General features: G+C 49.7%; 26 protein-coding genes. 9 read left to right on the top strand and 17 right to left on the bottom strand.

Annotation, left to right across the window (positions count from 1 at the left end):
* Positions 1-26 precede the first annotated feature (26 nt).
* From ACU70B_RS14500 to ACU70B_RS14490, 3 genes are all read right to left on the bottom strand, one after another.
* Entirely contained in the window at positions 27-428 is a 402-nt protein-coding gene (locus ACU70B_RS14500) for a chemotaxis protein CheX (protein ID WP_447184224.1), read from the bottom strand.
* 110 nt (positions 429-538) lie between these two features.
* Positions 539-3,241, bottom strand: a complete 2,703-nt coding sequence (locus ACU70B_RS14495) for a histidine kinase N-terminal 7TM domain-containing protein (RefSeq protein WP_447184223.1) — start codon at positions 3,239-3,241, stop codon at positions 539-541.
* A gap of 149 nt (positions 3,242-3,390) precedes the next feature.
* On the bottom strand, positions 3,391-4,368 hold the full coding sequence (locus tag ACU70B_RS14490; protein ID WP_447184222.1) for a substrate-binding domain-containing protein: 978 nt from the start codon (positions 4,366-4,368) through the stop codon (positions 3,391-3,393).
* 279 nt (positions 4,369-4,647) lie between these two features.
* On the opposite strand from ACU70B_RS14490, the gene modA reads away from it, so the two are divergent.
* Genes modA through ACU70B_RS14475 form a run of 3 tightly spaced genes read left to right on the top strand, consistent with a single transcriptional unit; the run spans position 4,648 to position 7,294 of the window.
* Complete coding sequence (gene modA, locus ACU70B_RS14485; protein ID WP_447184221.1) at positions 4,648-5,469, top strand: molybdate ABC transporter substrate-binding protein; 822 nt, start codon at positions 4,648-4,650, stop codon at positions 5,467-5,469.
* A gap of 48 nt (positions 5,470-5,517) precedes the next feature.
* Complete coding sequence (gene modB, locus ACU70B_RS14480; RefSeq protein ID WP_447184220.1) at positions 5,518-6,222, top strand: molybdate ABC transporter permease subunit; 705 nt, start codon at positions 5,518-5,520, stop codon at positions 6,220-6,222.
* Positions 6,215-7,294 carry a sulfate/molybdate ABC transporter ATP-binding protein gene (locus tag ACU70B_RS14475; protein ID WP_447184219.1) on the top strand — a complete coding sequence of 360 codons (1,080 nt, stop codon included), beginning with the start codon at positions 6,215-6,217 and terminating at the stop codon, positions 7,292-7,294. Before modB ends, ACU70B_RS14475 begins: the two co-directional genes overlap by 8 nt.
* Before the next feature lie 182 nt (positions 7,295-7,476).
* Here ACU70B_RS14475 and ACU70B_RS14470 read toward each other — a convergent pair whose 3' ends face one another.
* Positions 7,477-8,343 (bottom strand): YihY/virulence factor BrkB family protein, encoded by an 867-nt coding sequence (locus tag ACU70B_RS14470; RefSeq protein WP_447184218.1) that lies wholly within the window; start codon positions 8,341-8,343, stop codon positions 7,477-7,479.
* A gap of 413 nt (positions 8,344-8,756) precedes the next feature.
* Between ACU70B_RS14470 and ACU70B_RS14465 the strand changes: the two genes are divergently transcribed.
* Complete coding sequence (locus ACU70B_RS14465; RefSeq protein WP_447184217.1) at positions 8,757-9,755, top strand: YhdH/YhfP family quinone oxidoreductase; 999 nt, start codon at positions 8,757-8,759, stop codon at positions 9,753-9,755.
* Between the two features lie 105 nt (positions 9,756-9,860).
* Here ACU70B_RS14465 and ACU70B_RS14460 read toward each other — a convergent pair whose 3' ends face one another.
* From ACU70B_RS14460 to ACU70B_RS14425, 8 genes are all read right to left on the bottom strand, one after another.
* Complete coding sequence (locus tag ACU70B_RS14460) at positions 9,861-10,169, bottom strand: hypothetical protein (RefSeq protein WP_447184216.1); 309 nt, start codon at positions 10,167-10,169, stop codon at positions 9,861-9,863.
* A gap of 11 nt (positions 10,170-10,180) precedes the next feature.
* Entirely contained in the window at positions 10,181-10,468 is a 288-nt protein-coding gene (locus ACU70B_RS14455; protein ID WP_447184215.1) for a TOBE domain-containing protein, read from the bottom strand.
* A gap of 98 nt (positions 10,469-10,566) precedes the next feature.
* On the bottom strand, positions 10,567-11,130 hold the full coding sequence (locus ACU70B_RS14450; protein ID WP_447184214.1) for a TetR/AcrR family transcriptional regulator: 564 nt from the start codon (positions 11,128-11,130) through the stop codon (positions 10,567-10,569).
* A gap of 16 nt (positions 11,131-11,146) precedes the next feature.
* Positions 11,147-12,256 (bottom strand): ABC transporter permease, encoded by a 1,110-nt coding sequence (locus tag ACU70B_RS14445; protein WP_447184213.1) that lies wholly within the window; start codon positions 12,254-12,256, stop codon positions 11,147-11,149.
* The gene (locus tag ACU70B_RS14440; RefSeq protein ID WP_447184212.1) at positions 12,253-13,176 is read right to left on the bottom strand and encodes an ABC transporter ATP-binding protein; all 924 of its coding nucleotides are present in this window, start codon (positions 13,174-13,176) and stop codon (positions 12,253-12,255) included. The genes ACU70B_RS14445 and ACU70B_RS14440 overlap by 4 nt, the downstream gene beginning before the upstream one ends.
* Positions 13,173-14,093 carry an ABC transporter ATP-binding protein gene (locus tag ACU70B_RS14435; protein ID WP_447184211.1) on the bottom strand — a complete coding sequence of 307 codons (921 nt, stop codon included), beginning with the start codon at positions 14,091-14,093 and terminating at the stop codon, positions 13,173-13,175. Before ACU70B_RS14435 ends, ACU70B_RS14440 begins: the two co-directional genes overlap by 4 nt.
* Positions 14,090-15,085 (bottom strand): HlyD family secretion protein, encoded by a 996-nt coding sequence (locus ACU70B_RS14430; RefSeq protein ID WP_447184210.1) that lies wholly within the window; start codon positions 15,083-15,085, stop codon positions 14,090-14,092. The genes ACU70B_RS14435 and ACU70B_RS14430 overlap by 4 nt, the downstream gene beginning before the upstream one ends.
* Before the next feature lie 165 nt (positions 15,086-15,250).
* Positions 15,251-16,942, bottom strand: coding sequence for an NADH-dependent [FeFe] hydrogenase, group A6 (locus ACU70B_RS14425; RefSeq protein WP_447184209.1), 1,692 nt, complete (start codon positions 16,940-16,942; stop codon positions 15,251-15,253).
* Positions 16,943-17,237: 295 nt separating this feature from the next.
* Here ACU70B_RS14425 and ACU70B_RS14420 point away from each other — a divergent pair, with 295 nt between their 5' ends.
* Positions 17,238-18,014: an MBL fold metallo-hydrolase gene (locus ACU70B_RS14420; protein WP_447184208.1), complete on the top strand. Its 777-nt coding sequence runs from the start codon at positions 17,238-17,240 to the stop codon at positions 18,012-18,014.
* A gap of 15 nt (positions 18,015-18,029) precedes the next feature.
* On the opposite strand, the gene ACU70B_RS14415 is transcribed toward ACU70B_RS14420, so the two are convergent.
* The 4 genes from ACU70B_RS14415 to ACU70B_RS14400 all read right to left on the bottom strand — a co-directional run bounded on the left by ACU70B_RS14415 (position 18,030) and on the right by ACU70B_RS14400 (position 21,177).
* Positions 18,030-18,512, bottom strand: a complete 483-nt coding sequence (locus ACU70B_RS14415; protein WP_447184207.1) for a PaaI family thioesterase — start codon at positions 18,510-18,512, stop codon at positions 18,030-18,032.
* 25 nt (positions 18,513-18,537) lie between these two features.
* On the bottom strand, positions 18,538-19,059 hold the full coding sequence (locus tag ACU70B_RS14410) for a peptidylprolyl isomerase (RefSeq protein ID WP_447184206.1): 522 nt from the start codon (positions 19,057-19,059) through the stop codon (positions 18,538-18,540).
* A gap of 253 nt (positions 19,060-19,312) precedes the next feature.
* Positions 19,313-20,725: a radical SAM/SPASM domain-containing protein gene (locus ACU70B_RS14405; RefSeq protein ID WP_447184205.1), complete on the bottom strand. Its 1,413-nt coding sequence runs from the start codon at positions 20,723-20,725 to the stop codon at positions 19,313-19,315.
* Between the two features lie 107 nt (positions 20,726-20,832).
* Positions 20,833-21,177: an ArsR/SmtB family transcription factor gene (locus ACU70B_RS14400; protein ID WP_447185791.1), complete on the bottom strand. Its 345-nt coding sequence runs from the start codon at positions 21,175-21,177 to the stop codon at positions 20,833-20,835.
* Between the two features lie 355 nt (positions 21,178-21,532).
* Here ACU70B_RS14400 and ACU70B_RS14395 point away from each other — a divergent pair, with 355 nt between their 5' ends.
* Together ACU70B_RS14395 and ACU70B_RS14390 are read left to right on the top strand one after the other, a co-directional pair.
* The gene (locus ACU70B_RS14395) at positions 21,533-22,768 is read left to right on the top strand and encodes an HD-GYP domain-containing protein (RefSeq protein WP_447184204.1); all 1,236 of its coding nucleotides are present in this window, start codon (positions 21,533-21,535) and stop codon (positions 22,766-22,768) included.
* 154 nt (positions 22,769-22,922) lie between these two features.
* Positions 22,923-24,362 (top strand): M1 family metallopeptidase, encoded by a 1,440-nt coding sequence (locus tag ACU70B_RS14390; protein ID WP_447184203.1) that lies wholly within the window; start codon positions 22,923-22,925, stop codon positions 24,360-24,362.
* A gap of 2 nt (positions 24,363-24,364) precedes the next feature.
* On the opposite strand, the gene ACU70B_RS14385 is transcribed toward ACU70B_RS14390, so the two are convergent.
* Positions 24,365-24,724: a hypothetical protein gene (locus ACU70B_RS14385; protein WP_447184202.1), complete on the bottom strand. Its 360-nt coding sequence runs from the start codon at positions 24,722-24,724 to the stop codon at positions 24,365-24,367.
* A 113-nt stretch (positions 24,725-24,837) separates the two neighbouring features.
* Here ACU70B_RS14385 and argS point away from each other — a divergent pair, with 113 nt between their 5' ends.
* Positions 24,838-26,517: an arginine--tRNA ligase gene (gene argS, locus ACU70B_RS14380; protein WP_447184201.1), complete on the top strand. Its 1,680-nt coding sequence runs from the start codon at positions 24,838-24,840 to the stop codon at positions 26,515-26,517.
* An 11-nt stretch (positions 26,518-26,528) separates the two neighbouring features.
* Positions 26,529-26,762 (top strand): DNA-directed RNA polymerase subunit delta, encoded by a 234-nt coding sequence (gene rpoE / locus ACU70B_RS14375; RefSeq protein WP_447184200.1) that lies wholly within the window; start codon positions 26,529-26,531, stop codon positions 26,760-26,762.
* The last annotated feature ends 2 nt before the right edge of the window (positions 26,763-26,764 follow it).

The raw sequence follows: 26,764 nt of genomic DNA, 5'->3' as shown, positions 1-26,764 counted from the left end.
ACTTCACAAAGCTTTTAGACCGGCCTCTAAATATCAGCATCCCGGTCAAGGATTATGCCTTCCTCAACTAATTCCTCATCCATGGAAACCAGGCTGATAGTCAGAGTGTAACAGCCCTCCTCCAGTTCCCGGCACAAGATTTGAGAACGGGAATGTCTTAGGATCGAGCTTTTGCTGCACTCTATGACAGGAGTACTGACAGTCAGTTGGTCTTCCCATATTCCCAGACTTTTTAAAGAGTTGCCCACAATAATATTGGAAGCCTCAGCCAGCAGGTCGGCCTGCAGAGTATCCTTCTCTTCCGGGGCCATACTGCCGATAAGAAAACCTTGCAGCAATATGTCCAGCAATTCGTCGCTATAACTAAGGGCGATAATGCTGGAATTGATACCCTGGAGAATTACCAAAGCGGTTGACTTGTCAAACACAATTTCCGCCCTACGTTCCAAACCAGGAGTCTGTTGAAATAAAATCCCCGTCTGTCCGACTATAAAGCTGCAGGCACTGGCGGTAGCAGCTCCCAATATCTCTTCCAGCCCTATGGGGGGAAGACACCGCTGGAATTGGTTATCGGCAGGTCGAATACAAACTCGGTGCCCATTTCCGGGTAAGAGCTTACCCGCACCTGGCCTCCGATTTTCTCCAGCTCGGCTTTCACGGCCGATAATCCTACTCCCCGGCCGGATATTAAAGAAACTTCCACCTGGGTGGAAAACTCCTTGCAAAAGATTAGTTCGAGCAAGCGTTCCTCGGTGCAAGCGGCTGCTTCTGCGGGGCTGTAAATGCCGGTTTCTGCTGCGCGCTGGCGTAAACGCGCAAAATCTATCCCCTGACCGTCATCACCGATACTAATTAGTATGCGGCCATCCTCCTCCCGCATACTACAATGAATACTGCCAATTTCGTCCTTATCCTGAAGTGCCCTGGCTTCTGGATGCTCCAGGCCATGATCCACACAGTTGCGGAAAACGTGCACCAGAGAACGGGCAAATTGGTGGTAATAGTCACTATCTACCAGCAGGTCATCACCCTGGATAGTGAAGGGGTGAACCTGCTTGCCCAGGCGATGGGCCATTTTCTGCACGTATTCAGGGTAGGATTTCAACAACTCTTTAAATGGCCGGTAGCGCAGACTGCGCAGGAGGGGAAGCAGCATTTGGTATTCTGCTGCGGGCAAAACATTTTGCATGGTTTGTTCCAGGTTTAGCAACCGGTCTTTGCTTATGGTAAAGGTATCTTTGCCTGCAAAGAAGTCGGGCCCCAAAAAATTGACAATTACCTGCAAATCATGCTCCAGGCAGGGTATAAGCCGGGACTGCCCCAAGCTGTGCAGCAGGTATTTCCGGTCAAATCCTTTACCCAGGCCACGAGCTTCCAGCAGCACGGATTCCAGACGATGGAGTTCGCCCACTATGGAAGCGGCATCAAATTGACTGAAGTTGCCCTTGAAGGTGTGGAGGCTGCGCAGCAGCTCTGCCAGTATCTCATCAAATCCGTGCGGATTAAAGAGTATCTCCTTAAATTCACGGGTGCAGAAATGTCTGAAATCTTCTATGCATTCCACCAGGTCATCGCGATAGATAATGGCTTTAACTACCATGCTGAACATATCTTTTTCTTCCTGCATGCGAGCTTCCAACAGCCGCTTTTCGCTGATATCAGTCAGGATAACCAGGATATTGCGCCCGTTATCACCGCCGCTATCTTCAACCACCCGATATTCGATACTTATACACCGTTCCTGCAGGCTGATTTCATCAGGTAAAAGGGATAAGTAAAGCCCCAGCCGAACCGGGTCTGGCTCCCGTATGATTTTGCCCAGCAGGGTATCCAGAAATTCTTTTTGTTCCTGGTCTTCCGGGTAAAACAGGCTGGAGAGGCGCTTGCCGGCCGGATTTTGTCTGAATATGCCCAGACACTCGCGGCTGCTTTCGGGATGAATCGATAGATCCCTGGAAAAGCATAAAAAGCCCTGCCCTACATTGTTAAAGAGGTTTTCCAACTGGTTGTTTTTTTGCTCCAGGCTCCGATTGGCCTCGGCCAGACTGGCGGTCATGGCTTCCAGTTCGGCATTCTGGAACTCCAGTTTGCGGTTCTGTTCTTGCAGCCGGGCGGAATAGTCCTGGATTTGCAATACGGTTTCCTGCAGGGCCTGCTGAGCCCGTCGGCGCTCGCCGATTTCCCATTCCAGTTCTTTGGTGGGCCGCAGATCCTGAGCTACCAGAACCAGGCAGACCAGGTCATTATAATTGTCTTTAACAGCAGAAGCGGATATTTTTACGGGAATGGCAATGCCGGAACAGGTAACCCACTCCGACTCTTCTTGATAATAGCTGACATAACCGTTAACCAGGTCATGGGCTGAACCGCTGCCGGCATCCCAGGCTGAACATATCCGGGTAATCGGTTGCTTTACCAGCTCATCTTCTTTATAGCCCAGTACTTCCTCCACGGCCCGGTTAATCTTAAGAATTTTGCCGTTTAAATCCAACAACGCCATCATATCGGTAATGCTGCCTATAATGGCATTGGCTGCAATAGCGGGAGTAAAAATCATCAAACGGTAGCGGCTGATAGCGATCCACATGCCGTAAGCCCAAATCAGCCACAATACCACCGGTATTTTGGGGGTAGCGTTATAACCCAGTCCGGGCAGGAGGGTTTCATTGATAAAGGCCAACAGGGTACCTAGAAAGGTGGAATACACTACTATGCGGGCCTGCTTTTGCTGACGCCGCGAAACCGAATCTTGCCCCCATTTCCATACCAGCGCCATACTGCAAACGATACAAGCCAGGTAATAAGCGGCATAGGCCCAATAACGCGTCATATTACCGGCGTTAACCGGGCTCCAGCCGAAGTTCAGCGGTACCACATGGGATGCCGTTACTCCAACCGTCAGTCCCAGAACGGTGAAGATTAAGCCGGGCAGATAAATAAGATAGATCGACAGTTTGGGGTTGCCGGTTTGATCCCGTCCGGTCAGGGCCAGGGTAAAATGCAGCACCAAAGCAGGCCCCAGGCACCATCCCGGAGTGGAAAGGCGAAACCAGAACCAGGCTGTGTTTTTATCCGCAGCCGAAAACATAAAGGCGATGCAAAAAGCCCACAGGGCACAGGCCAGACAGAGGCAGAAAAAGATACGGTTCAAGCGGGAACGGGGATCAAGATGCAGGCCGAACAAAGCCAGGTAAATATAAATAATAAAAGCCGTAAAAGTAATCAGCGAAACCAGATTCATCTTGTGCCCCTCCCCCCACTTGTCAAGCAGCCCTAAACCAAGGTTGCCGGATTCCGGCAAATTCCCGGGGCTGCTATATCATTCCGCATTTTATTCTTTATTTCCTGCTTTGGGACAAATTAGGGCAAGGGCCATAAAGGAAAAAAGGATTATAGTTCAGCTACGATTTTTCCGGTTTCGGTCAGGTCATAGTCACCTAACCCCATCAATTCGGTTTTAAAGGCTTCGGAATTAAGGGTGGTGAGAACAGCCTGAAAAGGCGGAAGTTCAAAATCTTCTTTTTTAATGACCAATTCGTATCTTTCCTTGTGCAGCGGCACAAATTCAATATCCGGTACCTGGAGGGAAGCCTTCTTGTTGCCTACCCCGACATCAGCTATACCCCGGGATACTGTACTGGCCACTGCCAGATGGGAGAATTCGAGATTTTCATAGCCTTGAATAAGCCGACGTTCCATTCCCAGCAGGCGGAGGTGCTCATCAACCAGTACTCTGGTTCCTGCCCCGGCTTCCCGGTTGACGAAGCGGATTTCCGGCTTGGCCAGGTCTTCCCATTGCTTAATCTGGTGGGGATTGCCCCGGGCAACATAAAAACCGGCCATCCGGCAGGCCAAATGGACGATCACCGCCGGAATACCCGGCAGAAGGCGGCGTACGAAAGGAATATTGTAAGTATCACTGTCACCGTCCCAGAGGTGAACCGCGGTTATATCAGCCCGATCCTGATACATGGCCAGAAGTCCGGCGAAACTCCCGACATATTGCCGGTAAGCCCGAATCCCGAAAGGCTGGTACTCCAGGCGGCGTCCCAGAATGTCCAGGCAAATGTCCTGACCGCAGATAACCAGTCCTGGCACTTTAACCCCAGGCTCACCGGTTAAAAGAGGGGTTTCGGCGGTAAAAGCGGGGGGGGCGAAAGGCGAATAGCTTTGCCCCGGAGACGTTTGTTCCCTGGCCTTGCCCTGTCTGATATATCCTTCCAGGTCATTGATATCGATTCTAATCTTCTTGCCGACGCGATAAGCTGGCAAATCACCCCGCTTTACCATTTCGTAAACGGTATATTTGCTTATTTTAAGTATTTTGGCTACTTCTTCCGCCGTGAGGGAAGTATCTTCTTTGCTCATGATTAAAATCCTCCACATCTTGACATAATCAATATTTAAAATGGACAGTGCATGTTATTTTATGGTGAGTTATGTTATATTATGCTTAGATTTGGGGTGGCCCAACTTGGTTTATGTTAGTCGCAGTTTACATTAACCTTGATTTGTTTAGTTCAGCTGGTTAACTTTAATTTTAAACAAGAAAGCCTGAAAATGCTATGAATATATTAAGAATAAAGCAAAGGGGGGTAGTTTAAATCAGGTGTTTTATTAAAATTAACTGGATGAGGAGGATATAAGATGATAAAGTTTAAATCAGTGTCCAAGGTTTGGCTGGTTGCCAGCCTTATAATCGTTTTGCTGGCAGCGGGTATGGCAGGTTGCGGCCAACAGGCTGACAAAGAGAAGGAGCCGCCAAAGGCCGACGCCGAGCCGGTTACTCTGCTGGTATCAGTTGCTGCAAGTCTGACCGATGCCGCGGCTGATTTGGAAAAGCTATACCAAAAGGAACACTCCAATGTAAGCTTCACTTTCAACCCGGCTTCCTCCGGCAAGTTGCAGCAGCAGATTGAGCAGGGAGCCCCGGCGGATGTGTTTATTTCTGCGGCCGAAGACAAGATGGATGCTCTGGAAGAGAAGGATTTGATTATTAAAGAAACCCGCAAGGATATTCTGAAAAACAGCATAGTCTTGATAGTGGCCAAGGACAATACTGCAATCAAAGGATTTAATGACCTGAGCAATGTTAAAGGTAAAATTGCTCTGGGCGAACCGGAATCGGTTCCGGTAGGAAAGTATGCTCAGGAATCACTTGCCAGCATGAACTTATGGGACCAGGTGCAGGCCAAGGCGGTTTATGCCCAAGACGTTCGCCAGGTTTTGGCTTATGTTGAGAGCGGGGATGCTGAAGCGGGCATAGTTTATCAAACCGATGCCCAAATATCTGATAAAGTGAAAATAGCGGCCCAGGCCGAGGAAAATACCCATTCCTCTCTGGTTTACCCGGTAGCGGTAGTAAAAGACAGTAAGAACCAGGAGGCAGCCCGGGATTTTGTAGATTTCCTTTCCAGTGATGAAGCCCGGGCTGTTTTTGAAAAATACGGTTTTATCACCATAAAGTAATCGTATCTTCTGGCACTATTATGTAAAGAACTTTTAGGATTGGATAGTATGACGGTGATGGACTTAAATCCGCTATGGATATCATTAAAAACGGCATTGCTGGCAACTGCCATCACTTTTATCCTGGGTATTGCGGCGGCGCGCTGGATGGCCGGTCGGGACTTCGGGGGAAAAAGCCTGTTGGACGGTATTTTTATACTGCCCCTGGTTTTGCCCCCCACGGTAGTGGGATTTATCCTGCTTTATATTTTCGGGCGCAACGCGATACTGGGAGCACTATTTTTTGAACTGGGGCGGCCGATTGTTTTTTCCTGGTCCGCAACCGTTATTTCAGCTGTAGTTGTCGCTTTCCCTTTAATGTACCAGACCGCCCGAGGGGCTTTTGAACAAATTGACGCCAATATTGAGGATGCGGCCCGTACGCTGGGAGCATCCGAATGGACTGTTTTCTGGCATATTACCATACCCCTGGCCTGGCCGGGGATAGCTGCCGGCACTATTCTGGCATTTGCCCGTTCCCTGGGAGAATTCGGGGCAACCCTCATGCTGGCCGGCAATATTCCGGGAAAGACCCAGACTATACCGATAGCCATTTACTTCCTGGTGCAAGCGGGCAAATCGGAGCAGGCCATAACCTGGGTGCTGATAATACTGATAATTTCTCTGGCCAGTATTGTAGCCTTGAACTACTGGAGGAAATATCAGCAACGCCGCCTGAAGCCTGTCGCCAGGGAGGTGTATTCGGATGCTTGACATTGCCATCAGGAAAACCCTGCCTGAATTCAAATTGGATGTGGCCTTTAGGGTAGACCAGGAAATAATGGCTATCCTTGGGCCTTCCGGTTGCGGGAAAACCATGACCTTAAAGTGCATAGCGGGGTTGATGCTGCCCGACCAGGGCTCTATCAAGCTGAACCAGCGGGTTCTGTTTGACAGTGAACGGGGGATTAACCTTCCCGCCCGCGAGCGCAAAATCGGTTTCCTGTTCCAGAATTATGCCCTGTTTCCACATCTGACGGTCTTCGACAATATAGCGTTTGGTATACGCCACCTGCCGGCCTCGGAGCGCAGGGCCAGGGTGGAGCAGCTTTTGCCCCGAATGCGTTTGGAGCTTCTGGCGCACCGGTACCCGTCCGAATTATCGGGAGGGCAGCAGCAAAGGGTGGCTCTGGCCCGGGCATTGGCTGCAGAACCGGAAGTATTGCTGCTGGATGAACCCTTTTCCGCTCTGGATACGATAGTGAAGCAGCGGCTGGAAGAAGAATTGCTGGAAATTCAGGATTATTACCGGGGACATGTGCTTTTTGTGACCCATAACCTGGCCGAGGCTTATCGCTTAAGCAGCAAAATGGCAGTTTATGAGGCGGGTGCTATACTGCAGTGGGGAAACCGCCAAAGCGTTATCGAGTGTCCCGCAAGCAGGAAAGTAGCCCGTCTGACCGGGATGGAAAACATCTTTAACGCCCGGATAAGTCAAATCCAGGGAAACCGGGTGCAATTGACCATAGCCGGCGGAGATGTAACTGTATACCCAAAGGATCCGGGGAAAATAAAGCTGAATCAAACCGTGTCTGCAGCTATCCGTCCCGAGTATGTCAGGCTGGCTGCGGATGAAGGGGAAAATTGTTTATCAGCCCGGCTGATAGACTGTAAGGAAGAACTTTCCTTCTTCAGCTATCGCTTTGATCTCGAACTTACTGAAGAGCCGGTTATAATTAAAGCCTGGGTGCCGAAAACGGCCGGGCCCCCAATAACCCCCGGAAAAGCATATCGCCTCTATTTGCCTGCGGAAAAGCTGGTCTTGATTCCAGAGGGGAAATATTAGCCGCAGAGCGGTTCAGAAGTCTTGCGATAAGAGCCGGCGACGGAGGAATGCTCTGTAAGCCCGTTTGCATCTGGTTTTCCAGTGGGTGGAGCAGCGCATCCTAAAGATGCAGTCTAGCAGTACGGAGTTATGCAGCACCCTGCCCGAATCGCCTTCCCGCGGCACTGGGCTTGAACCCAGGCCTACCTCGGTCTTCTGATGGCTTTCCGACTTTTTTCAGTTCTCCTGCTTTTTCTACTAAATGAAAGGGCAGCGTTGATTTCGCCGCCGATAAGTATTACCATACTGCTCAGATAAAGCCACAGCAGCAAAATTATAATACCGCCTATACTGCCGTAGGTACGGGTGAAATTACCGAAATGGTCAACGTAAAAAGAAAAAGCCCAGGAGGTAACGACCCAGCCCAGGCTGGAGAACACGGCTCCGGGGATAGTATCCCGGAAGCGGATTTTCTTGTTGGGGGCATAACGGTAAAAAAAAGCGAAAACCGCCAGCATTACCAGCAGTGGTATGGTAAAACGGTAGAGCTGCCAGCTTTTCATAAATAGCATGCTATTGCCCGCGTAGGCAAATAGAGCCTGGCCCAGTTGCTTGCCTAACACCAGAAGCACGAAAGCCAAAATAATCACCAGCGCCAGGCCTATGGTAAAGATAATGGCCATTCCCCGCACTTTCCAGAAAGGACGAGTTTCTCTCTCGTCGTAAGCCTTATTTATCCCGTGAATAACGGCATTAATGCCATTGGAGGAGGCCCAGACGGTTAAGAGCGCCCCCAGGGAAAGCAGAGTTTGGCGGCTTGAGCCAAGCGTTTGCCGCACCACTTCTTTGACCACTTCAAAGGCTTCCGCCGGGAGTAAACGGGATAAATCGTCAAGAGCCTGTTCACTGGTTATAGGAGTATAGCTTAAAAGGGTCAAGAGGAAAATAAGAAAAGGGAAAAAAGCCAGCAAGAGGTAATAGGTTAACTGAGCTCCCAGGGCCGGTACCTCGTGTTCCTGAAACCGCAGGTAAAAATCCCGCATTAACTGATAACCTTTACTATTTTTCACATTGAACCCCCCGTAACGGATTTCTTAGAGCTATGCATCCTTCATTGCGGCCGGCAGGAGCATCAGCGCCCCGGAAGAGGGCGGTTGCATGACTGCCAAAGAAACACTATAAGTATTATATTTGCTGCTATTCTGAATACTTATGTATATGGTAGTCCAGTCTCGTTTAGTTTGATAGTTCAATGTACTTAAAATTGGCGGTTTTATTTCTCTGTTCCCATAATGCCGCCTGACGTAGACTTGGAAATATCGGCCGGGGGTGGGTGAGCATTGACGGCACCATGATCTTTTGATTTCTGCCGCATCAGAGCCCTATAAGGGGGTTCTTTTTTTACAAATAGACAAGCTGCCAGAGTTGTGTGACAATTAAAGCAACAAGCAATAAAAACAACTTATGGAGGGAGCGGTGAATAATGGTTGATACTTACAGGGCTTTGGTGGTTACAGAATTGGATGATGGGAAATTCTCCCGACAGATTAGCACCAAACGGATTAGCGACCTGCCTGCAGGAGAGGTCTTGATAAATGTTAAATATTCTTCCTTAAATTACAAAGATGCCTTATCTGCTACCGGCAACCGGGGCGTAACCAAAAAATATCCCCATACTCCGGGTATAGATGCTGCTGGCATAGTGACGGAAAGCTCGGTTCCTGACTTTGCACCCGGAGAGGAAGTCTTTGTAACCGGTTTTGACCTGGGTATGAATACCTCGGGAGGTTATCAGGAGTATATCCGGGTGCCCGCAGCCTGGGTGGCTAAACGATTGCCCGGCCTGAACCTGAAGGAAACCATGGTATATGGTACGGCCGGGCTTACGGCGCTGCTTTCGGTAGACAGTCTGGTGGGAGCGGGAGTAAAAGCAGGTGCCGGCGAAATCCTGGTAACCGGAACTACCGGCGGGGTAGGGAGCTTTGCCGCACGTACCCTGGTAAAACTAGGTTATGACGTGGTCGGGGTACAGCGCCGGCCTGAAGAAACAGCTTTTTTAAACAGCCTGGGATTAAAGCGTATCGTTCCGGTGGATGAAGTTGACGACCAGTCCGGTCGGCCTCTGGGCAAAACGCAATGGGCCGGGGTTATTGATACCGTAGGGGGAAATATTCTATCAACGGCCATCAAGACCACCTGCTACGGCGGCAGTGTAACCTGTTGCGGCAATGCCGCTTCCAATAACCTGCCGGGAACGGTACTGCCGTTTATTCTGCGCGGGGTAACTTTATATGGCATTGACTCAGTGGAATGCCCCATGGATTTTCGTCTGGGGGTTTGGAACAAGATTGCCGGTGCGTGGAAACTGGATAATGTGGAAGCCTTGGCGGAAGAGTGTTCTCTGGAGCAACTGAGCGGGAAAATTGATATGATTCTGCAGGGAAAGATATATGGCCGGGTAGTGGTTAACTTATCCTTATAAACCTGGCTTAAGCCGGAGGCGGTTCGTTTTAATCCACTTGGGACGAACCATACCTTTCCCGCGGGGATAAAACGAACCGCCTCCGGGGTATCCAAGTACTTTAATTTACTGCAGACTATCTGCTGATTCGGGGCCGTTCACCTCCCGGTACTGCACCTTTAACATCTGTTCCGCCTGTTCAAGATCCAACTGCTGCTGGGTTGACACGGCGGGGGCGGCATACTGCCGGGCTTGCTGTACCTGTCCTATGGCTTCCTCCAGTTTTTTCTGGGCATACTGAATATCCTGGGGGTTAAGGCTGGCTTCAGCCTGTTGCACTACCCTGCGTGCCTGCTGAGCCGAAAGAATGGCTTCTTGTACTGACTGGCGGGCCTGTTCCAGATTTTTTTCCTGCCGGTTTGATGGCGCCACCATAGCCACCTCCTTTATCTGATATAGTTTTCTTCCAGCACTGTGTCCATCCACCGGGGGATCCAGGATATGCTTTCATCTCGGTGCTCATTTTGGGTATCTTTAATTATGGTTATCACAGTGGAATTAAACATGGCAAAGACCTGGTCACCCTGCTTAAGCTTCATATCATCAAGGGCGCCGGTGCTTATCGTCGCAGTTACGGCCTGGTCGCCGACATCCATTATCACTTCACTGACCACCGGCCCGCTTTTGATCTCCATCACGCTTGCCACCAGCTTATTGGGAGCACTGATACGCAAAACAGTTCCTCCTTTTTTATTTATAGCTTGCGCGTTCGAAGAGTAAATATGTAAAAAATAAAGTCTCTAAGATCTTCCGGACCGATGCGGCGTGCAGGTTATAATTTGGGCGTGAAGAAGACGGTAAATATGAGGCTTAACTGCCGGGCCGTCTCCTCGAAAGTAAGGTTATTTTCCAGAATAAAGTCAGGGTTAAGGACATTTTGGATGACTGCCGTTAGCGCTGCCGCCAGTATCCGGGGATCAATATCCTGCAATAAAGATGGATTGGCTGCCATAAGCCGGTTCAAGACCGAGCGCAGCTGGTTTAAGCGAAAAGCATCGATCCTGTTCCAGAGCTGGGGATAGTACAGGCGCAGGTCGCTCAGGGCAGCAGGATTAATTATAAACTTACCCTGAGTGAAAAGATAATTGAGAAAGTAATTGAAAAAAATTATCGGGTTTTGTTCTCCTAGCAGCATTTGCTCAACCTTTGCTGCCGCGCCCTGCATAAAATCGTCCAGAGTGGCTTCGATAACAGCCTCCTTGCTGTCAAAATAACGGTATATGGTACGCTTGCTTACTCCCGCCTTTACAGCCAGAGCATCCATAGTAAACCGGTGCAAGCCCTGGTCCAAGGCCAGAGCCCGGCAAGCATTTATAATTCGTTCCCTGATATCCATGAGCCAATCCCTTCTATTAATTAATATTCTTCCTGAATTTCAGCACACTGATGCTCAGAACCAGTACTGAAAACACCAGGAGCGATGCCACCTGCCCCAGCAGATAATGGAACCCGATTCCCTTAAGTACAATACCACGGATGATGTCCAGGTAATAGGTAAGGGGAATCAGATAACTGAGGAAAAAGATTATTTTAGGCATGGCTGCCCGGGGGAAAAGAAATCCCGACAATAAAATGCTGGGCAGCATTACAAAAAAGGACATCTGAAAAGCCTGCATCTGGGTTTGGGCCAGGTTGGAAATCATCAGCCCCAGTCCCAGGGAGGCGGTTATAAAAAACAGGGTAAGAAGATAAAGCTGCAGCAGGCTGCCCCGTATGGGGACCTGAAAGACCAGAACCGCCACCAGCAAAGCTACGGTTATCTGCAGGTAGCCCAGAACAATATAGGGTACGATTTTGCCTATCATCAGTTCCAGGGGTTTAACCGGAGTAACCAGCAGCTGTTCCAGGGTGCCCTGTTCCCTTTCCCGTACTATGGCTACCGAGGTGATTATAACCATGGTCATGGTGACGATTATCCCCAGGATGGCAGGAACCATATAGTAAGCGGTAATGCCGTCCGGGTTATACCAGGGCCGAACCCGGATATCATAAGGAGGCCCGCCGGCCAGGGTTTTCTGGAAAAGCACCTGTTGGGATTTGAGCAGACCTATGGAGTTGGCGGTAGCAATGGCTTGGTTGGATACCATGCTGTCACTGGCATCCACGATTACCTGTACCGCTGCCGGGACGCCCCGTTTGACCTGGCGGGCGAAATCCGGCGGGAAAATAATCCCTACCCGGGCCTCTCCGCTGTCAATCCGGCGGGTCACATCGTCATAGCTGCCGGCGGCACAAGTGATATCAAAATAGCCGGAAGCGCTGAAGGCTTCCAGCATATCACGGCTGGAGCCGGACAGGGACTGGTCAAATACCACGGTGGGAATATGCTTTACCTCGGTTTGAATGGCGTAACCGAACAGCAGTAATTGCACCAGGGGGATCATAAAAATCAGAGCCAGAGTCAGGCGGTCCCTTTTCATCTGCAGAAATTCTTTTTTTATAATAGATATGGTTCTATTCATGGCAACTCCCGCCTCTCACTGTCCTGCTGGTGCAGCAGATTAATAAAGATATCCTCCAGATTGGGTACCAGCCGCACTGGTTTAACCCCGGTAATCCTTGCCAAATCACCCATACAGTCGCTACTGGTGACCAGCAGGCGGAGAGAAGGGCCATGAAAGCTGCATTCCTTAACAAAAGGAAGCGCTTCCAGAACCGGTATTTGTTTAAAGGGGTCCGGCAGATCCAGCTTTACCAGGCATCCTGGGAGGTCTTGGGCCAACTGGTCAGGACTGTCCAGAGCAAGCAGGCGGCCTTGATTGAAAAACGCTATTTTATCACAACGCTCGGCCTCGTCCATAAAATGGGTGGAGACAATGATGGTGGCTCCCCCGGCAGCCAGTTCCTGAATGATATTGAAAAACTGCCGCCGGGCAGTGGGACTTACGCCGCTGGTGGGCTCATCCAGAAATATCAGAGCCGGGCGGGCCAGGATAGCACAACCCAGGGCCAGGCGCTGTTTAAAACCCGGGCTCAAGGAGGCCGCCAGCATCTTTTCTTCATCCTTTATACCCGCCAGGGAAATCATTGCTTCAATTCGCTTGCTCCTTTCCCGGACCGGGATACCGTAGACACCGGCATAAAAATCCAGGTTTTCTCTAACCGTCAAGTCATTGTAGAGGCTAAACTTCTGCGACATATATCCAATCCGGGCCTTTATTTTCTCACTCTCCTGCTCCACATCAAACCCCAGAACCTCGGCTTTTCCTGAACTGGGCTTAAGGATTCCGCAGAGCATCCGTATGGCAGTTGATTTTCCCGCTCCGTTAGGGCCCAGAAAACCGCATACTTCCCCTGTGCCAACCTTGAGGTTAAGCTTATCCACGGCAGTAAAACCGCCGAATTTTCGACTTAGATGGAATGTTTCTACGGCATAAGTCATGCTTTAGCTCCCTGCCCGGCAAAAGCGGTTTCGGTCAGATAAACAAACAGGTCTTCCATGGATGGCTCTGCTTCTTTTAGCGAATAGTTTCCACTACCGGATGGTTGAAGAAATTTATTAATCAGGTTGCTGCTCGCTGTTGTATCCTCGACGATGAGGCGATGTTTGTAGCCGTAAAATGAACTGTAAAGCACCCCGGGAAGGCCATCAAAGAGATAGGGGTCTCTGGTTCCGCTTCTAACCTCCAGCACCTGGTGCAAAAGCCTTTCTTTCAAATGGCTTGGCGTGTCTACTGCCAGCAGCCGCCCCTGATTGATAAAGGCCAGCCGGTGGCAGAGTTCTGCTTCATCCATATAAGGGGTGGAGAGCAAAATGGTCATACCTTCATGGTTTAGCTGGTAAAGAATCTTCCAAAACTCTTTGCGCGAATCGGGGTCCACCCCGTAGGTGGGTTCATCCAGCACCAGAATAGCCGGCCGGGTAAGCAAAGCGCAGCTTAAGGCCAGTTTCTGCTTCATACCCCCGGAGAGCTGGTCCGCCAGTCTGCTTTTAAAGGGGCTAAGCCCGGTTATAGACAGAATTTCATCGGCCCGTTTAAGGATGAGGTCACGGGCAAGTCCGTATAGAGAACCCCAAAAGCAGATATTCTCCATCACGCTAAGATCCTGGTATAGACTGAAGCGCTGGGGCATATACCCTAGCTGCCCCTTACCCAGTTTATCGACGGTTACCCCATCCAGTAATACCTGCCCGCAGTCGGCTCGAATCAGGCCGCAGATTAAACGAAAAAGGGTAGTCTTGCCGGCGCCATCAGGGCCAATCAGCCCGAATATGCTTTGACCTTGTACCGCAAAGGTTACCCGGTTTAGAGCAACCTTGCCGGCAAAAGTTTTAGTCAGGCCAGTAACATCTATCATAGCGTTGGGCTCCCGGTAAAGACCACATCGGCGGGCATACCCGGCTTAAGCATATGGCTCCGGTTTTGGACCGTTACCTTAACCGCGAAAACCACGTTGGCACGTTCTTTTTTAGTTTGTATGGTTTTGGGAGTAAACTCTCCCCGGGAGGCGATGTAGCTGACCCGACCGGAAAAAATCTGAGGATTGCCGCTTACGGTAACCTTCACCGCTTGGTTTAGTTTAACCCGGGGAAGGTCGTCGGCAGGGATATAAACCTTGATCCAGAGACGGCTTAGGTCGCTTATGCTGAGCAGTGATGCCCCTAGGGGGACATACTCGCCAGTTTCATAATTTTTACTGGTAATGGTGCCATTCAGGGGGGCAACCAGCGCAAGGTCTGCCAGCATAGCCTCAGTGGTTTTAAGGACTGCTTTGCTCCGCTGCAGTTCTGCAGCCGCACCAGAGACTATTTCGGGGCGATTCCCGGATGCCAACAGTTTCAGCCGGGATTGGGCTATCTCCACCTGTTTTTCCCGGGTGGTTCTGTTTAGCTGGGCCGCTTCCAATTTATCCCGGGAAAGCGCTCCTTCGTCAAATAACTGCTGCGACCGTTTCAGATCCACATCTGCCTGTTCCCGGTTAGCCTCGGCCAGACTTAAATTAGATGAAGCTTCCTCTACCTCCTCGGCCCGGAATCCCGATGCCAGGTCATTATAGCGGGCTTCAGCCACCAGCACCCCCAGGGCATCCCTTTCCCTTTGAGCCAGCAGGTCAGTGCGGGATAATTCAGCTACCAGTTGCCCTTTTTGCACCTGGCTGCCCTCATTAACCGGCAGGTTTTGAATAGTCCCATTCAGACGGGCGCATACTTCAACCGTGGTGGCTTCGATAGTACCGCTGGCCTGCAGCAGTTGGCCGCTATTCTGGTAATAGCGGGAGTAGAGATAATATGATGCGGAACCCAGCAGTATAAGTACCAGAGCAGCACTGAGTACCTTTTTTCGATTCATGCCCAAATCACTCCTCTTAAGCCCTGCCAAGTAAACTCATATTACTAATTTAGTTTACTTAGTATCGATTTTATACTAGCACAGGGGAAATTTTTTTACCAGTACTATTTTTTCAATGCAAAAAAAGACACCACAGTCACCTGCGGTGTCGCTGCCAAACTCGGGCTATTTATGGCTGGGGTGATAGTGGGTGTGTAAAAGTTCGTGGGATTTATGCCCCAGCGGTTCTTTGAGGAAATCGGCATAGAGCAGTTTAACTTCAGGGTTGTCGTGCGATTTACGCAGTGGCAGGCTCGCATCCTCTTCGTAAATGGCCCCGATCCTTTCTTTTTTCTTGGCAACGGTGGAAGGGATGGGCTGCCCGCCGCCGCCGATGCAGCCGCCGGGACAGCACATGACTTCAATAAAATGATAGGGCGAGGTACCGGCCTTGATTTCGTCCATTATCTTGCGGGCGCAGCCCAGTGAGTTGGCCACGGCTACCTTAACCCTGGTGCCGTCCAAGTCCACTTCGGCTTCTTTCATACCCTCGAACCCACGAACCATGGTAAGATTAATGTCAGCCAGGGCCCTGCCGGTAACTACTTCATAGACGGTCCTCAAGGCTGCTTCCATAACCCCGCCGGAAGCTCCAAAGATAACGCCGGCGCCAGTATAGGCCCCCATCAATGAATCAAAGGGAGTCGGTTCGAGTTTATCCCAATTAGCCCCGCCGATACGGAAAAGCTTACCTATTTCCCTGGTGGTCAGTACCAGGTCAACGTCCCGGTAACTGCTGGAGTTCATTTCCGGGCGGGCCGCTTCGAACTTTTTAGCGGTACAGGGCATAATGGAAACCGAATATACTTTGGCTGGATCTATACCCATTTTTTCCGCCCAGTAGGTCTTTACCAGAGCTCCAAACATCTGCTGGGGAGATTTGCAGGTGGATAGGTGGTCTAGCTGGTCAGGATAGAAAGTCTCAATAAAGTTTATCCAGCCCGGACTGCAGGAGGTAAGCATGGGCAGGGTACCGCCTTCTTCAAGTCTCTGCAGCAGTTCATGGCCTTCTTCCAGTATAGTCAGGTCAGCGGTAAAATTGGTATGGAATACATAGTCGAAGCCCAGTTGCCTTAAACCAGCAGCAAACTTAAGCATATCCAGTGAACCGGTAGGCAGACCCAGTTCTTCGGCTACAGCCACACGAACGGCAGGTGCAATCTGGGTTACAACCACCTTGTCCGGGTCAGCAACTGCGGCCAGGAATTTATCCATCTCTTCCTTTTCAGTAATAGCCCCCACCGGGCAAACCAGGGCACACTGCCCGCACATGACGCATTTGGTCTCAATTAAAGGTTTGCCATCCACTGTCTGGGGGATTCCGTCCTTGATTTCGAGTGCACCAACCGTCTGGATGTCGTTGCACATTTCCACACAGCGCCCGCACAGGGTGCATTTGGAAGGGTCGCGTACCAGAGAGGGGGTGGAAGTATCGCGGGATAGATTAAAGGGCTTTACTTCAACTTCGCGATTGATAAGCAGAGCGGCCAGAGTCTGCAGTTCACAGCTCTGGTTGCGGGGACAATTAAGGCAATCCTGAGGATGAACCTTAAGGATTTTTTTAAGGCTCGCCCGTTTGGCCTCAATTACCTGCGGGGTAAAGGTCTTTACCACCATACCCGGGGCGGCGGCTTCGGAACAGGCTGTTTTTAGCTCCCCGTTGATATCAACCATGCAGACCTGGCAGTTGTCTTTAACCTTCAGGTCAGGATGGCTGCACAGGGAAGGTATAGTAAAACCTGCGGCGGCAGCAGCCTGCATGACGGTGGAACCGTCGGGAACCTGAGCTTCAATTCCGTTAATAAACAGGCTAATCATAATCCTTCTCCTCTCCCTATCTTTTTAGATTGGGCTTGTTATAAATCCATTTTATGGACTGGGCTCATTGGTTGTCAATCAGAGAATGGAGCCCGGCTTTAAGGCGTTTAGCGGGCATGTGATTCCTTAATTTGGTAAGTGCGATCAACCCCCGGCGTTAGTTTTTTGCAGAAATTCGGATGAGCAAGCTACAAGTCCGCTATAATGTAGGAAGTGAACCGGGACAGTGATGATTAAGCGGCCCGTTATACCGCTGGGCAAGTAACCCGGCAGGGATAAGAGGAGAAGCAGTATAATGCAGGTACATATATTGGCCAGTGGGAGTACTGGCAATGTAGCTTATTTTAAGTTCGGGAATACCAGATTACTGGTTGACGCCGGCATCAGCGCCCGCAGAATTGAAACTAAGCTGGCTTTAATAGGAGTAAAGGCAGGGGATATTGACGGGGTTCTGATAACCCATGAGCATGTAGACCATATAAAAGGCCTTGACGTATTTATTCGCCGTTATCATTTGCCTGTTTTTGCCCGGGCGGCAACTTGGGAGGCCATACCCTGCCGCCATAAATTGCCGCCGGAATGCTGTATTACCATAGAAGACCAATTCCAGATCGGGGGAGTGGAGGCGGAGGCCCATAATATTTCCCATGATGCTGTCGATCCGGTAGGTTTTTCTTTTCATTACCGGCGGAAGAAGTGGGTGATAGCTACCGATATGGGCATTATCACCGAAAACGTTTTAAAAGCCCTGGCGGGGGCCGACCTGGTTGTGCTGGAGTCCAACCACGACCGGGATATGCTAAAGAACGGCCCTTATCCCCGTTTTCTCAAGCAACGCATCGCGGGCCGGTACGGTCACCTATCCAATCATGATGCTGCTGCGGTTCTGGCCCGTATTTCCCGTAAAGAACAGATGCAGGTATTCCTGGCTCATCTGAGTCAGGAAAATAATCATCCTGATCTGGCCTTGAAAACGGTCAGCGATTCCCTCCTGAAACAGGGGTGCCAGCCCGGGGAAGACATAAAACTGCACCTCACCTATCCTGATACTACCATGAGCTTTACCGGATAGATAAGGTGCCTTGGCTTAATCGTCATATACTTTCCAGAACGGTTTTTCCTCTTGCCAGCCGCGGGATTCGAAGAACCCGGCTGGAGGTTTTATAACCGTGGCTTGACATTCGGCAGTGACCGTACCATCAGCCAGGCGAATCTCACCTGCAACCCGGGCCCTTCCATTACCGCCTTTAACTATCCAGCCCACCGCGGTTATCGGCTGGTTGGTGGGAGTAGGGCGGCGGTATTTAAGCTCTAGACGGGCGGTGACCATCAGCATATCGTCATCTCCCAGGAGTAAGGCTCGACCTGAGGTTTCATCCAGAATGGCGGCTACTACACCCCCGTGAACCACTCCGGGATAGCTGTTGAACTGCTCCGGTACCACCAGCTCGGACCAAACTTTTTGGGCTTTTATATCGTTATACCAGCTCATCTTTAAGCCGATGCTATTTGCCCGTCCGCATAAAAAACAACTCCGGGAGTTTGGCTGTTTACTGCTTTTTTCTAGCATTTTTCCTCCCCACCTCCAGCAATTTTCAAGCCTTTTCCACCTCAGGATAATCTATACCAAAGGTTTCCGCGCTGACCTTTTTCATCCTCTGTACCTGCTTGGGTTTATCGCTAAAATTACGCGGGGTGCTGACTATACTGTCAACTGCCTCCATGCCCGCAACAACCTTCCCGAAAGCAGCATATTCTCCGTCTAGGTGAGGAGCTTTGGCTACCATGATAAAAAATTGGGAACCAGCCGAATTGGGCCGGGCGCTCCTGGCCATGGAAAGCACCCCCCGGTCGTGTTGGAGCGGGTTGGTATAATTATTGCCGGCAAACTCGCCCTTAATACTGTACCCGGGCCCCCCAATGCCTGAGCCCTCCGGGCATCCCCCTTGAATCATAAAGCCTGGTATTACCCGGTGGAATATCAGACCATCGTAAAAGCCCTCTTTTATAAGGGAAATAAAGTTGCTGACTGTATTGGGAGCCGCTTCGGGATAGAGTTCAGCCTTGATAATATCCCCGTTTTCCATCTCTATAGTCACTTCGGGATTTTTACTCATAGTACCGCCCCTTCTTAAATTAATATGCCTATTATAGCAGAAGATGGGCCGAAGATAAAAATGTCGGGGCAAATCACAAAGGGAGCAAGGGAAGATGAGGCTGTCAGGGGGACGGGGCTGGTCCCAACTTTCTAAAGAAAAGTTGGGACCAGCCCCGTCCCCCTGACAGCGGTTGCAAACTGATGCTCACGCGCTGTTCGCCATAATGGTGCTGCTCCTCGCGCTTGGCCTGCTATTTAAGGCAGCAATCCGGTCATATAACCTGGACCCTATTGCTCATCTCGCGGGTAGCCTGCAATGCCTCTTTTGGGATTGACACCCCGGTTGGGGAAGGATTTTCATACCATAGCCGGTCGGCCACCTTGCCCCATTGCTGAGCAATCTGCTCGGTACGGCCGGTAAGTTCATCGACATCTTCCCGGTCAATCGGCTGGGTCGAATGAGCTTCGGAAATATGCACCATATCTCTTAATTTGTGGGGATTATCCAACAGCGGACAGGGGCGCAGCAGGTTGCCGTTAAAAGGCTGGTTCTGCCGGTACTGCATGAAAAGCGGTGATTGCAAAGCTTCTACCAGGCTGACATCCTTTATATTAACATTGGAATAATGGATAAAGGCACAGGGCTCCACATCTCCATTGGCATTGATATGCAGATACTTGCGTCCGCCGGCTATGCATCCCCCGGCAAAGTCCCCATCGTTCCAGAAATCCATAATGAAAATAGGTTTGGTATTACGGAACTCCCTGACCTGGTGATACATATACTCCCGTTGCTCCGGGCTGGCCATAAGATCCAGCTGGGCATCTTTACCTACCGGCATGTAGGTAAAATACCAGCCAAAGATACACCCTTTTTCTATCATATGATCGATATACTGTTCAGAACCCACGCTGTCAACATTCCGGCTGTGATAGCAGGTGGAAAAACCGAAGGGAACCCCGTGTTGGTGCAATATATCCATAGCCTGGATAACCTTTTTATAGGTACCGTGACCGCGGCGCATATCGGTCTCCTCCTCAAAACCCTCAACGCTAAGGGCCAGAGCGAAGTTTCCTGCCTCGCCCATCTCTGCAGCCAGCTCATCGTCTGCCAGGGTGCCGTTGGTAAAGGCGAGGAACATGCAGTCATTGTGTTTACGAGCCAGTTTGACCAGATCTTTTTTACGAACCAGGGGTTCTCCCCCGGAATAAATGTACATATATATCCCGAGGGCCTTACCCTCCCGGATTATCCGATCCAAGAGCTTATAATCCATGGAATCGGTCTTTTTATATTCCGCCGCCCAGCAACCGGTGCATTTCAGGTTACAGGCAGCGGTGGGATCCATTAATATGGCCCAGGGAACATTGCAGTTATATTTCCGGGCCATCTTCTCATTGGTGGGAATGCCCAGGATGCTGGCATTAACCAGGAAGTTGGTGAGCAGTTTCTTGCGCACATTGGCATCAAATTCCGTAAACAGACGATGCATATATATATTCCAGTTGCTTTCCGGCTGCTCCAGTATCTCATGGATTGAGCGGGCATAGTCCTTGTGATTATCCTTAATCAGGATTTTTTCACCCCAGTTTAAAAGCTTTCCCATATTCTCCAGGGGATTTTTTTCTACATATTTGATTCCTTCATTTAGTACGGCAGTGCTTACCAGTTGCTTAACATTCATGTTATTCTCCCTCCTTGCACTTTTGCAGTATGGTTAGCGGACTAAGTGCCGTAGTAAGAGAACGGTGGAGAATTGAGCCTAGGGTGAAAATAAACTTGTTAATAATGTCAGGTAAGATCTATATCAGTAATGCCTAGAAGTCGGCGGCGGTACTGCCGTAGTGCTTCCAAGTCCTTGATGCATTGTTCTATCTTATCGAGTTCCTTATTAAGGATTTCGTTGAGTAAAGGATATTTATGCAGCATATGCTGATTAATATGGTAGTATACCCACTGGGCACGCTTTTCGTGGGTAATTAGATCTGTACTTTTCAGCCGATTAAGGTGTCGTGATACATTGGACTGAGTTATACCCAGAATCTGCTCCAGTTCTCCTACGTTTAAATGCCCCTTCCTCAGAAGATTAAGGATTCTTAAGCGGTTTTCATCTCCCAACGCTCTCATTACTTGCACTAACTCCAAACGGGCACCTCCTTATATGATTATATTCGTTTATACTCATATACTATTACTGACAAAACGCAATGTCAATGAAGAAAGCTATGCATAGTGTCTTTTATTGCCTTAATTAGCCGTGGCCCCAGGTCGTACTTTAAAAAGGCATTGCCCTGCAGGCACAACAAACAGGCAGACGGCGCAACACGAAAACAAGGGCAGAGGCAGGCTGAGCAAGGAATATTCTTACCCCTGCTATAATAATAAACAAGAAATCAATGTAATCTATGGTTGTTTTCTTATTATCCGGGTAGGAGAACCGGCCATAATATAGAAGATATAAAGTAAAAGGTTGGCTGCAAAGGAGCAATATATGGAATCAAAGCAGATAGTTTTCAGCGGATTAGCTGCTACTGCACTGTTTACGGCGATAGCCCTGAGCGGTTGGGCAGCAGATATAGTCATGGCCTTTTTTATACTGTCGGCAGGTATTTTACTAACCTACTATATTGCTCTGAACCAAAAGCGAATTCAACAATCCGGTCACCTGTGGGATCTGATTAAAGCCTGCCAGGAGATAGGGCAGCAAAACAATATCAGGGAATCTATGGAGCAGCTGGCTGGGTGGAGTGGGCGCCTGCTGAATATCAAGCGCACTATGGTCTGGGTACCCGGAGAGGACGGCTTTAAGGCCGGAGACGCCAGCCTTTATCCGCTGGCGGAGCTTTTCCCTCAAGTAGTCAAGGAAGGTAGTTCTTTAACCGAGCTTCATAAGGGTGAAAGCGATGATCCGGCTTGGCCCCAGGGGGTTAACTGGTTGGCAGTCTATCCTCTTCCGGCAGCAAGCGGGCAGGATGAGGAGTACAGGGCGGTCTTGCTTCTGGCAGATGCCACGCCCTGTGAACCTGGCCGGCAAGCCCGAGAGGTGCTGGAGATTTTGGGGCGGCAAAGTGCTGTCCTGCTCAGCCGCTGGCAGGTTGAACAAAGCAGTCGCCATGACGAAGAGATGCTTTTCAGATCATTACTGGCGGGAATGGAGGCCGGGGACCCCGTATTTTTAGGACATAGTGAACGGGTCTATTCGATTTCCCGCTTGATAGCCGGCAAACTGGGCTTGGACAGGGAGGAAATGAAGGCCCTGGAATACTCGGCTTGGCTGCATGATATTGGCAAAATTGCTGAAGCGGCGCTAAGCAAGCACCAGCCGGATGAAGATGCAGCCCTCAGCGACCATGCCAGCCTGGGAGCAGACTTAATTCCGGCCACCGGCATTTTTAAACTGGTGAGAGAAGCGGTCAGACATCACCATGAGCGCTATGACGGCGGTGGTTATCCGCTGGGCCTGAGTCGAACCGAAATACCCTTTTTAGCTCGCATCATCGCAGTTGCTGATATCTATGATGCCTTGACCCGCTTATGCAGCGAAGAAGATAAAATTAGTCACCACATTGCCATCGGAATTATAAAAAAAGGCACCGGCACCCTTTTTGATCCCCTGGTGGTTGTGGCACTGGAAGAGGTAGAGTTACAGGTTGCCCTGCTTGCTGATGCCGACAGCGGCGACTGTAAGAGTGATCAGCAGACAGGTACGGATAACTCCAATCTGTAAGGACTTTAAGGAAAATCAAAGACAATCTGGGTTAGTCCCAGGCCGGTCTTGGTCGCCGTGTTCTTAAAAAAGCGATTTTATTTGCTTCATAAATCAAGACAGGGGAGCAGAAATACAGTATAATGCTGTAAGATATTTGATACAGGTGAGGATTGTGAGCAAGTACAGATTTTATTTGGTTGCTATAGTTATAGGCGTCTTTTGTGCCGCCTATTTTATTTATGCCGAACAAAAAGGGGACACCCTGGCGGTATCTTCCAATCTGGAAAGAGCAGGCATATTTCCCCAACCCGAGCTTACTAACTATAATATGGGTTTATATCTGGATATTAATAACCGCATCCTGCACGGAACTACCGTGATTGATACCATCAATACTTCTGGAAAAACTCTGAAGGAATTATGGTTTACGGCCTATCCCAATGCTTTCCATAGCCCGAGCCGGACTCCGGCGCCGGTCGATGCCTACTACAGCGGATTTAATGAAGGCTGGTTGAAAATTGACAGTTTTAAGGTTAATGGAACCCCGGTTGAGTACCAGGAAGAAGATATTTCGGTTCGGGCAGTTTTGCCGGCCCCGCTTCTGCCCGAAAAGGACCTGAAAATCGAGATGACCTGGAGGGGCAAGATTCCCAAACTGGCCTATCGCTATGGCTGCCAAAAAGGGGTCTATATGCTGGGCAACTTTTATCCCACTTTAAACGTGCTCAGCGGCCAGGACTGGCACAATTCTTATAATTCCGCATTTGGCGACCCCTTTTGTTTTCAGGTGGCAGACTATCAGGTCACGGTTAATCTGCCGGAAACCTATAATATGGTTTCTACCGGCAATGTCACCAATATTCTGGCCGAAGATAACGGCCGCACCGTATACTGGGTTCAGGCTGACCGGGTCAGGGATTTTTGCCTGCTGGTAATGTATGATTATCAGGAATTAAGTCAGGAAATCAAGGGACGGAATATAAAATGTTATGCTCCGAGCAATAATAGTTGTATAGTAAACAGGATAGTGGAACAAAGCGGAGAAATACTGGATTATTACTCTTCCGCTATAGGCTCCTATCCCTATCCTGATTTTAAGGTTGCCTTTGTTCCCATGAAGGGCTTTCATGGCATGGAGTATTCAGGACTGATATTTTTAAGGGAGGAGTTTCTGAACCCGGGATATGATGAGAATAAGAGACAGTTTATACTGGCTCATGAAATAGCCCATCAGTGGTGGTATGGAATGGTCGGAAATGACCAGTTTCGCGAGCCCTGGCTGGACGAAGGCCTGGCCAACTGGTCGGCTTACAAGTATCTGGAAAAATATCAGGGACAAAGTACCCCGGCCGGCTGCCGACCAGGCATCAAACTAACCAAGCAGCTTGGAGAAATGCGCTCCACCCGGGATTATTACAATACCGCCTATGACGGAGGGGAGGCCTTCTGGTTCGGATTGGAGCAAGAACTGGGTGAAGAAACGGTAATTAAGGTATTACGCAGCTACCTGGCCGATAATAAATTTAAGATTGCTACCAGCGAGGATTTGCTGGCAGCAATTAAAAAAGAAGCCGGCCAGGATATGGAGTATTATTTTAATAAATGGCTCTGAGCCTAAACCGAAGCCCCGTACTGCCTGAGCATATCAACCGCCTGAGGGTAGGTGCTTTCGTCGCAAACCAGGGTAATTACGATGGATGAGCTGGTTGATGTGTAGTCGGCTGACATACCGCTGGCGGCAGGGTGGGCAGCTATAAGGGGGCCATAGGATAGATTTTCTCCACTATTATTCATGGTCAGTGAAGAAAGGCTGGTTTTAGAACGGCGATTTACAGAAGAAGAGGCATATGGTGAAAGCCGATCTATCCGGATTTCACTGTACCCGGTCTGCTTTAGCGCATCGGCTGCCGCCCGGGCAGCGTCATCATCTGCAAAATAGGCAAAGACTGCACGTTCGCCTGGTTGAAGTTGCATTTATTATACCTCCCTGTAATAATTAGTACGGGGAATTACATAGCCCCGATTTTTATCAGTTTTACCCCCGAGGGAAGAGAATATTTATAAAAATAGTTTTTAGGAGGGCATTCATGAATCCGGTTCAGGAACTGCAAACCTTTTTGCAAAAGGTAATAGTAGATGCGGTGGAGGCTTCGCGGAAGCAAGGCTTGATTGATTACCAGTCACTGCCTGATTTCGTTATAGAAGTCCCGCGGGAAAAAGGCCACGGTGATTTTGCCTGCAATATAGCCATGCTGCTGGCCCGGGAGGCTCGCATGGCCCCCCGTAAAATCGCTGATCTTGTTGTGGACATGATTGATACGAACAATATCGAGCGTTTGGAGAAAGTTGAGGTGGCTGGGCCGGGTTTTATAAATATTTTCCTCAATAATAGCTGGCTTTATGCCATTCCCTCCCTGGTTTACACCCTGGAGGACCAATATGGCTACAATGACCGTTGCGGGCAGCGTGTGCAGGTGGAATTTGTCAGTGCCAATCCCACCGGCAACCTTCACATGGGCAATGCCCGGGGAGGCGCCATCGGGGACACTCTGGCCAACATCCTGGACCGGGCTGGTTATGAAGTGGAAAGAGAGTTTTACATAAATGATGCCGGCAATCAGATTGAAATCTTTACCGATTCCCTGGAAACCCGCTACCTGCAATTGAACGGACAGGACATACCTTTCCCGGAAAACGGCTACGCGGGGCAGGATGTAGTTGATACGGTTAAACGGATCATGACTCATTACGGCGCCAGCCTGCTGAAGCTTCCCGCCCGGGAAAGACGCCGGATCCTGGTTGATTACGCCCTGCAGGAAAAGGTTGCCTATATGCGCCGGACTCTGGAGAATTTCGGGGTTGACTATGATGTCTGGTTTAGTGAAAAGAGCCTGCATGAAGGTAAAATTGAGCAGGTAATTGATTACCTTAAAGAAAAGGGCTATATATATGAAGAGGATGATGCCCTTTGGTTCAAGTCCACCCTTTTCGGTGATGAGAAAGATGAAGTCATTATGCGGGCCAATGGCTTGCCCACCTATTTTGCGGCTGATATCGCTTACCACCAGAATAAATTCGAACGGGGCTTTGACTGGGTGATAAACATCTGGGGGGCTGACCATCATGGACATATAGCCCGCATGAAAGGAGCTATGCAGGCTCTCGGGTATGACCCGGATAAACTGGATATACTTTTAATGCAACTGGTAAGGCTCTATCGAGGGGGCAATATTGTACGCATGTCCAAACGTACCGGCACTACTGTTTCCCTGGACGAACTGGTAGAGGAAGTCGGCCGGGATGCAGCGCGGTTCTTCTTTGTCATGCGCAGTCCCGACAGCCACCTCGATTTTGATTTGGAACTGGCCAAGCAGCAGAGCCAGGAAAATCCGGTTTATTATGTCCAGTATGCCCATGCCCGTATTTGCAGTATTTTTCGCCAGGCCGAGGCGGTTGGGGTTAAGATGGCAGATATGGAAAGCATAGAGCCGTCTTTATTAAAGGAAGAAGAGGAATTGGCTATCTTGAGGAAAATTGCTGATTTTCCGGAGGAGATTTGCATAGCCGCCCGGACCATGGCTCCCCACCGCATAGCTCGTTATGTGCTGGATCTGGCCGGTCTTTTTCATAGTTGTTACAATCACCATCGGGTTTTACACCAGGATCAGGCCTTGCAGAATGCCCGCCTGCTCCTGATGCATATCACCCGCACCACTATCAAAAACTCACTTGATGTTTTGGGAGTAAGTGCACCAGAACGAATGTAGGAGGGATATACTTGATACCGAGAAAGAAAAGTGAAGCAGATTGGGCGGTAGAGATACTGGCGGAAAAGCAGGAGGCCGTTTATTATTTCGATTTAATTGAAACTATTGCCCATAAAATGGGAAAAAAGAATGATCCGGACAACCTGACTTCTATTTACACCCGCCTGAATATGGACAATCGCCTGGTTTACCAGGGTGATGGCTATTGGTATTATGACGCCAGCCGATTGAAGAGGGAGAGATAGAA

This window comes from Syntrophomonas curvata (assembly GCF_052976825.1).
This window is presented reverse-complemented; position numbering and strand designations above follow the sequence as displayed.

What these genes read in the sequence shown, in the direction of transcription:
- ACU70B_RS14385 (WP_447184202.1), bottom strand. Translation starts at nt 24,724, where the DNA reads ATGCAACTTCAACCAGGCGAACGTGCAGTCTTTGCCTATTTTGCAGAT.
- modB (WP_447184220.1), top strand. Translation starts at nt 5,518, where the DNA reads ATGACGGTGATGGACTTAAATCCGCTATGGATATCATTAAAAACGGCA.
- ACU70B_RS14415 (WP_447184207.1), bottom strand. Translation starts at nt 18,512, where the DNA reads ATGCTAGAAAAAAGCAGTAAACAGCCAAACTCCCGGAGTTGTTTTTTA.
- ACU70B_RS14425 (WP_447184209.1), bottom strand. Translation starts at nt 16,942, where the DNA reads ATGATTAGCCTGTTTATTAACGGAATTGAAGCTCAGGTTCCCGACGGT.
- ACU70B_RS14430 (WP_447184210.1), bottom strand. Translation starts at nt 15,085, where the DNA reads ATGAATCGAAAAAAGGTACTCAGTGCTGCTCTGGTACTTATACTGCTG.
- ACU70B_RS14495 (WP_447184223.1), bottom strand. Translation starts at nt 3,241, where the DNA reads ATGAATCTGGTTTCGCTGATTACTTTTACGGCTTTTATTATTTATATT.
- ACU70B_RS14465 (WP_447184217.1), top strand. Translation starts at nt 8,757, where the DNA reads ATGGTTGATACTTACAGGGCTTTGGTGGTTACAGAATTGGATGATGGG.
- ACU70B_RS14420 (WP_447184208.1), top strand. Translation starts at nt 17,238, where the DNA reads ATGCAGGTACATATATTGGCCAGTGGGAGTACTGGCAATGTAGCTTAT.
- ACU70B_RS14440 (WP_447184212.1), bottom strand. Translation starts at nt 13,176, where the DNA reads ATGACTTATGCCGTAGAAACATTCCATCTAAGTCGAAAATTCGGCGGT.
- ACU70B_RS14475 (WP_447184219.1), top strand. Translation starts at nt 6,215, where the DNA reads ATGCTTGACATTGCCATCAGGAAAACCCTGCCTGAATTCAAATTGGAT.
- ACU70B_RS14450 (WP_447184214.1), bottom strand. Translation starts at nt 11,130, where the DNA reads ATGGATATCAGGGAACGAATTATAAATGCTTGCCGGGCTCTGGCCTTG.
- ACU70B_RS14445 (WP_447184213.1), bottom strand. Translation starts at nt 12,256, where the DNA reads ATGAATAGAACCATATCTATTATAAAAAAAGAATTTCTGCAGATGAAA.
- ACU70B_RS14410 (WP_447184206.1), bottom strand. Translation starts at nt 19,059, where the DNA reads ATGAGTAAAAATCCCGAAGTGACTATAGAGATGGAAAACGGGGATATT.
- ACU70B_RS14395 (WP_447184204.1), top strand. Translation starts at nt 21,533, where the DNA reads ATGGAATCAAAGCAGATAGTTTTCAGCGGATTAGCTGCTACTGCACTG.
- ACU70B_RS14490 (WP_447184222.1), bottom strand. Translation starts at nt 4,368, where the DNA reads ATGAGCAAAGAAGATACTTCCCTCACGGCGGAAGAAGTAGCCAAAATA.
- ACU70B_RS14460 (WP_447184216.1), bottom strand. Translation starts at nt 10,169, where the DNA reads ATGGTGGCGCCATCAAACCGGCAGGAAAAAAATCTGGAACAGGCCCGC.
- argS (WP_447184201.1), top strand. Translation starts at nt 24,838, where the DNA reads ATGAATCCGGTTCAGGAACTGCAAACCTTTTTGCAAAAGGTAATAGTA.
- modA (WP_447184221.1), top strand. Translation starts at nt 4,648, where the DNA reads ATGATAAAGTTTAAATCAGTGTCCAAGGTTTGGCTGGTTGCCAGCCTT.
- ACU70B_RS14435 (WP_447184211.1), bottom strand. Translation starts at nt 14,093, where the DNA reads ATGATAGATGTTACTGGCCTGACTAAAACTTTTGCCGGCAAGGTTGCT.
- ACU70B_RS14405 (WP_447184205.1), bottom strand. Translation starts at nt 20,725, where the DNA reads ATGAATGTTAAGCAACTGGTAAGCACTGCCGTACTAAATGAAGGAATC.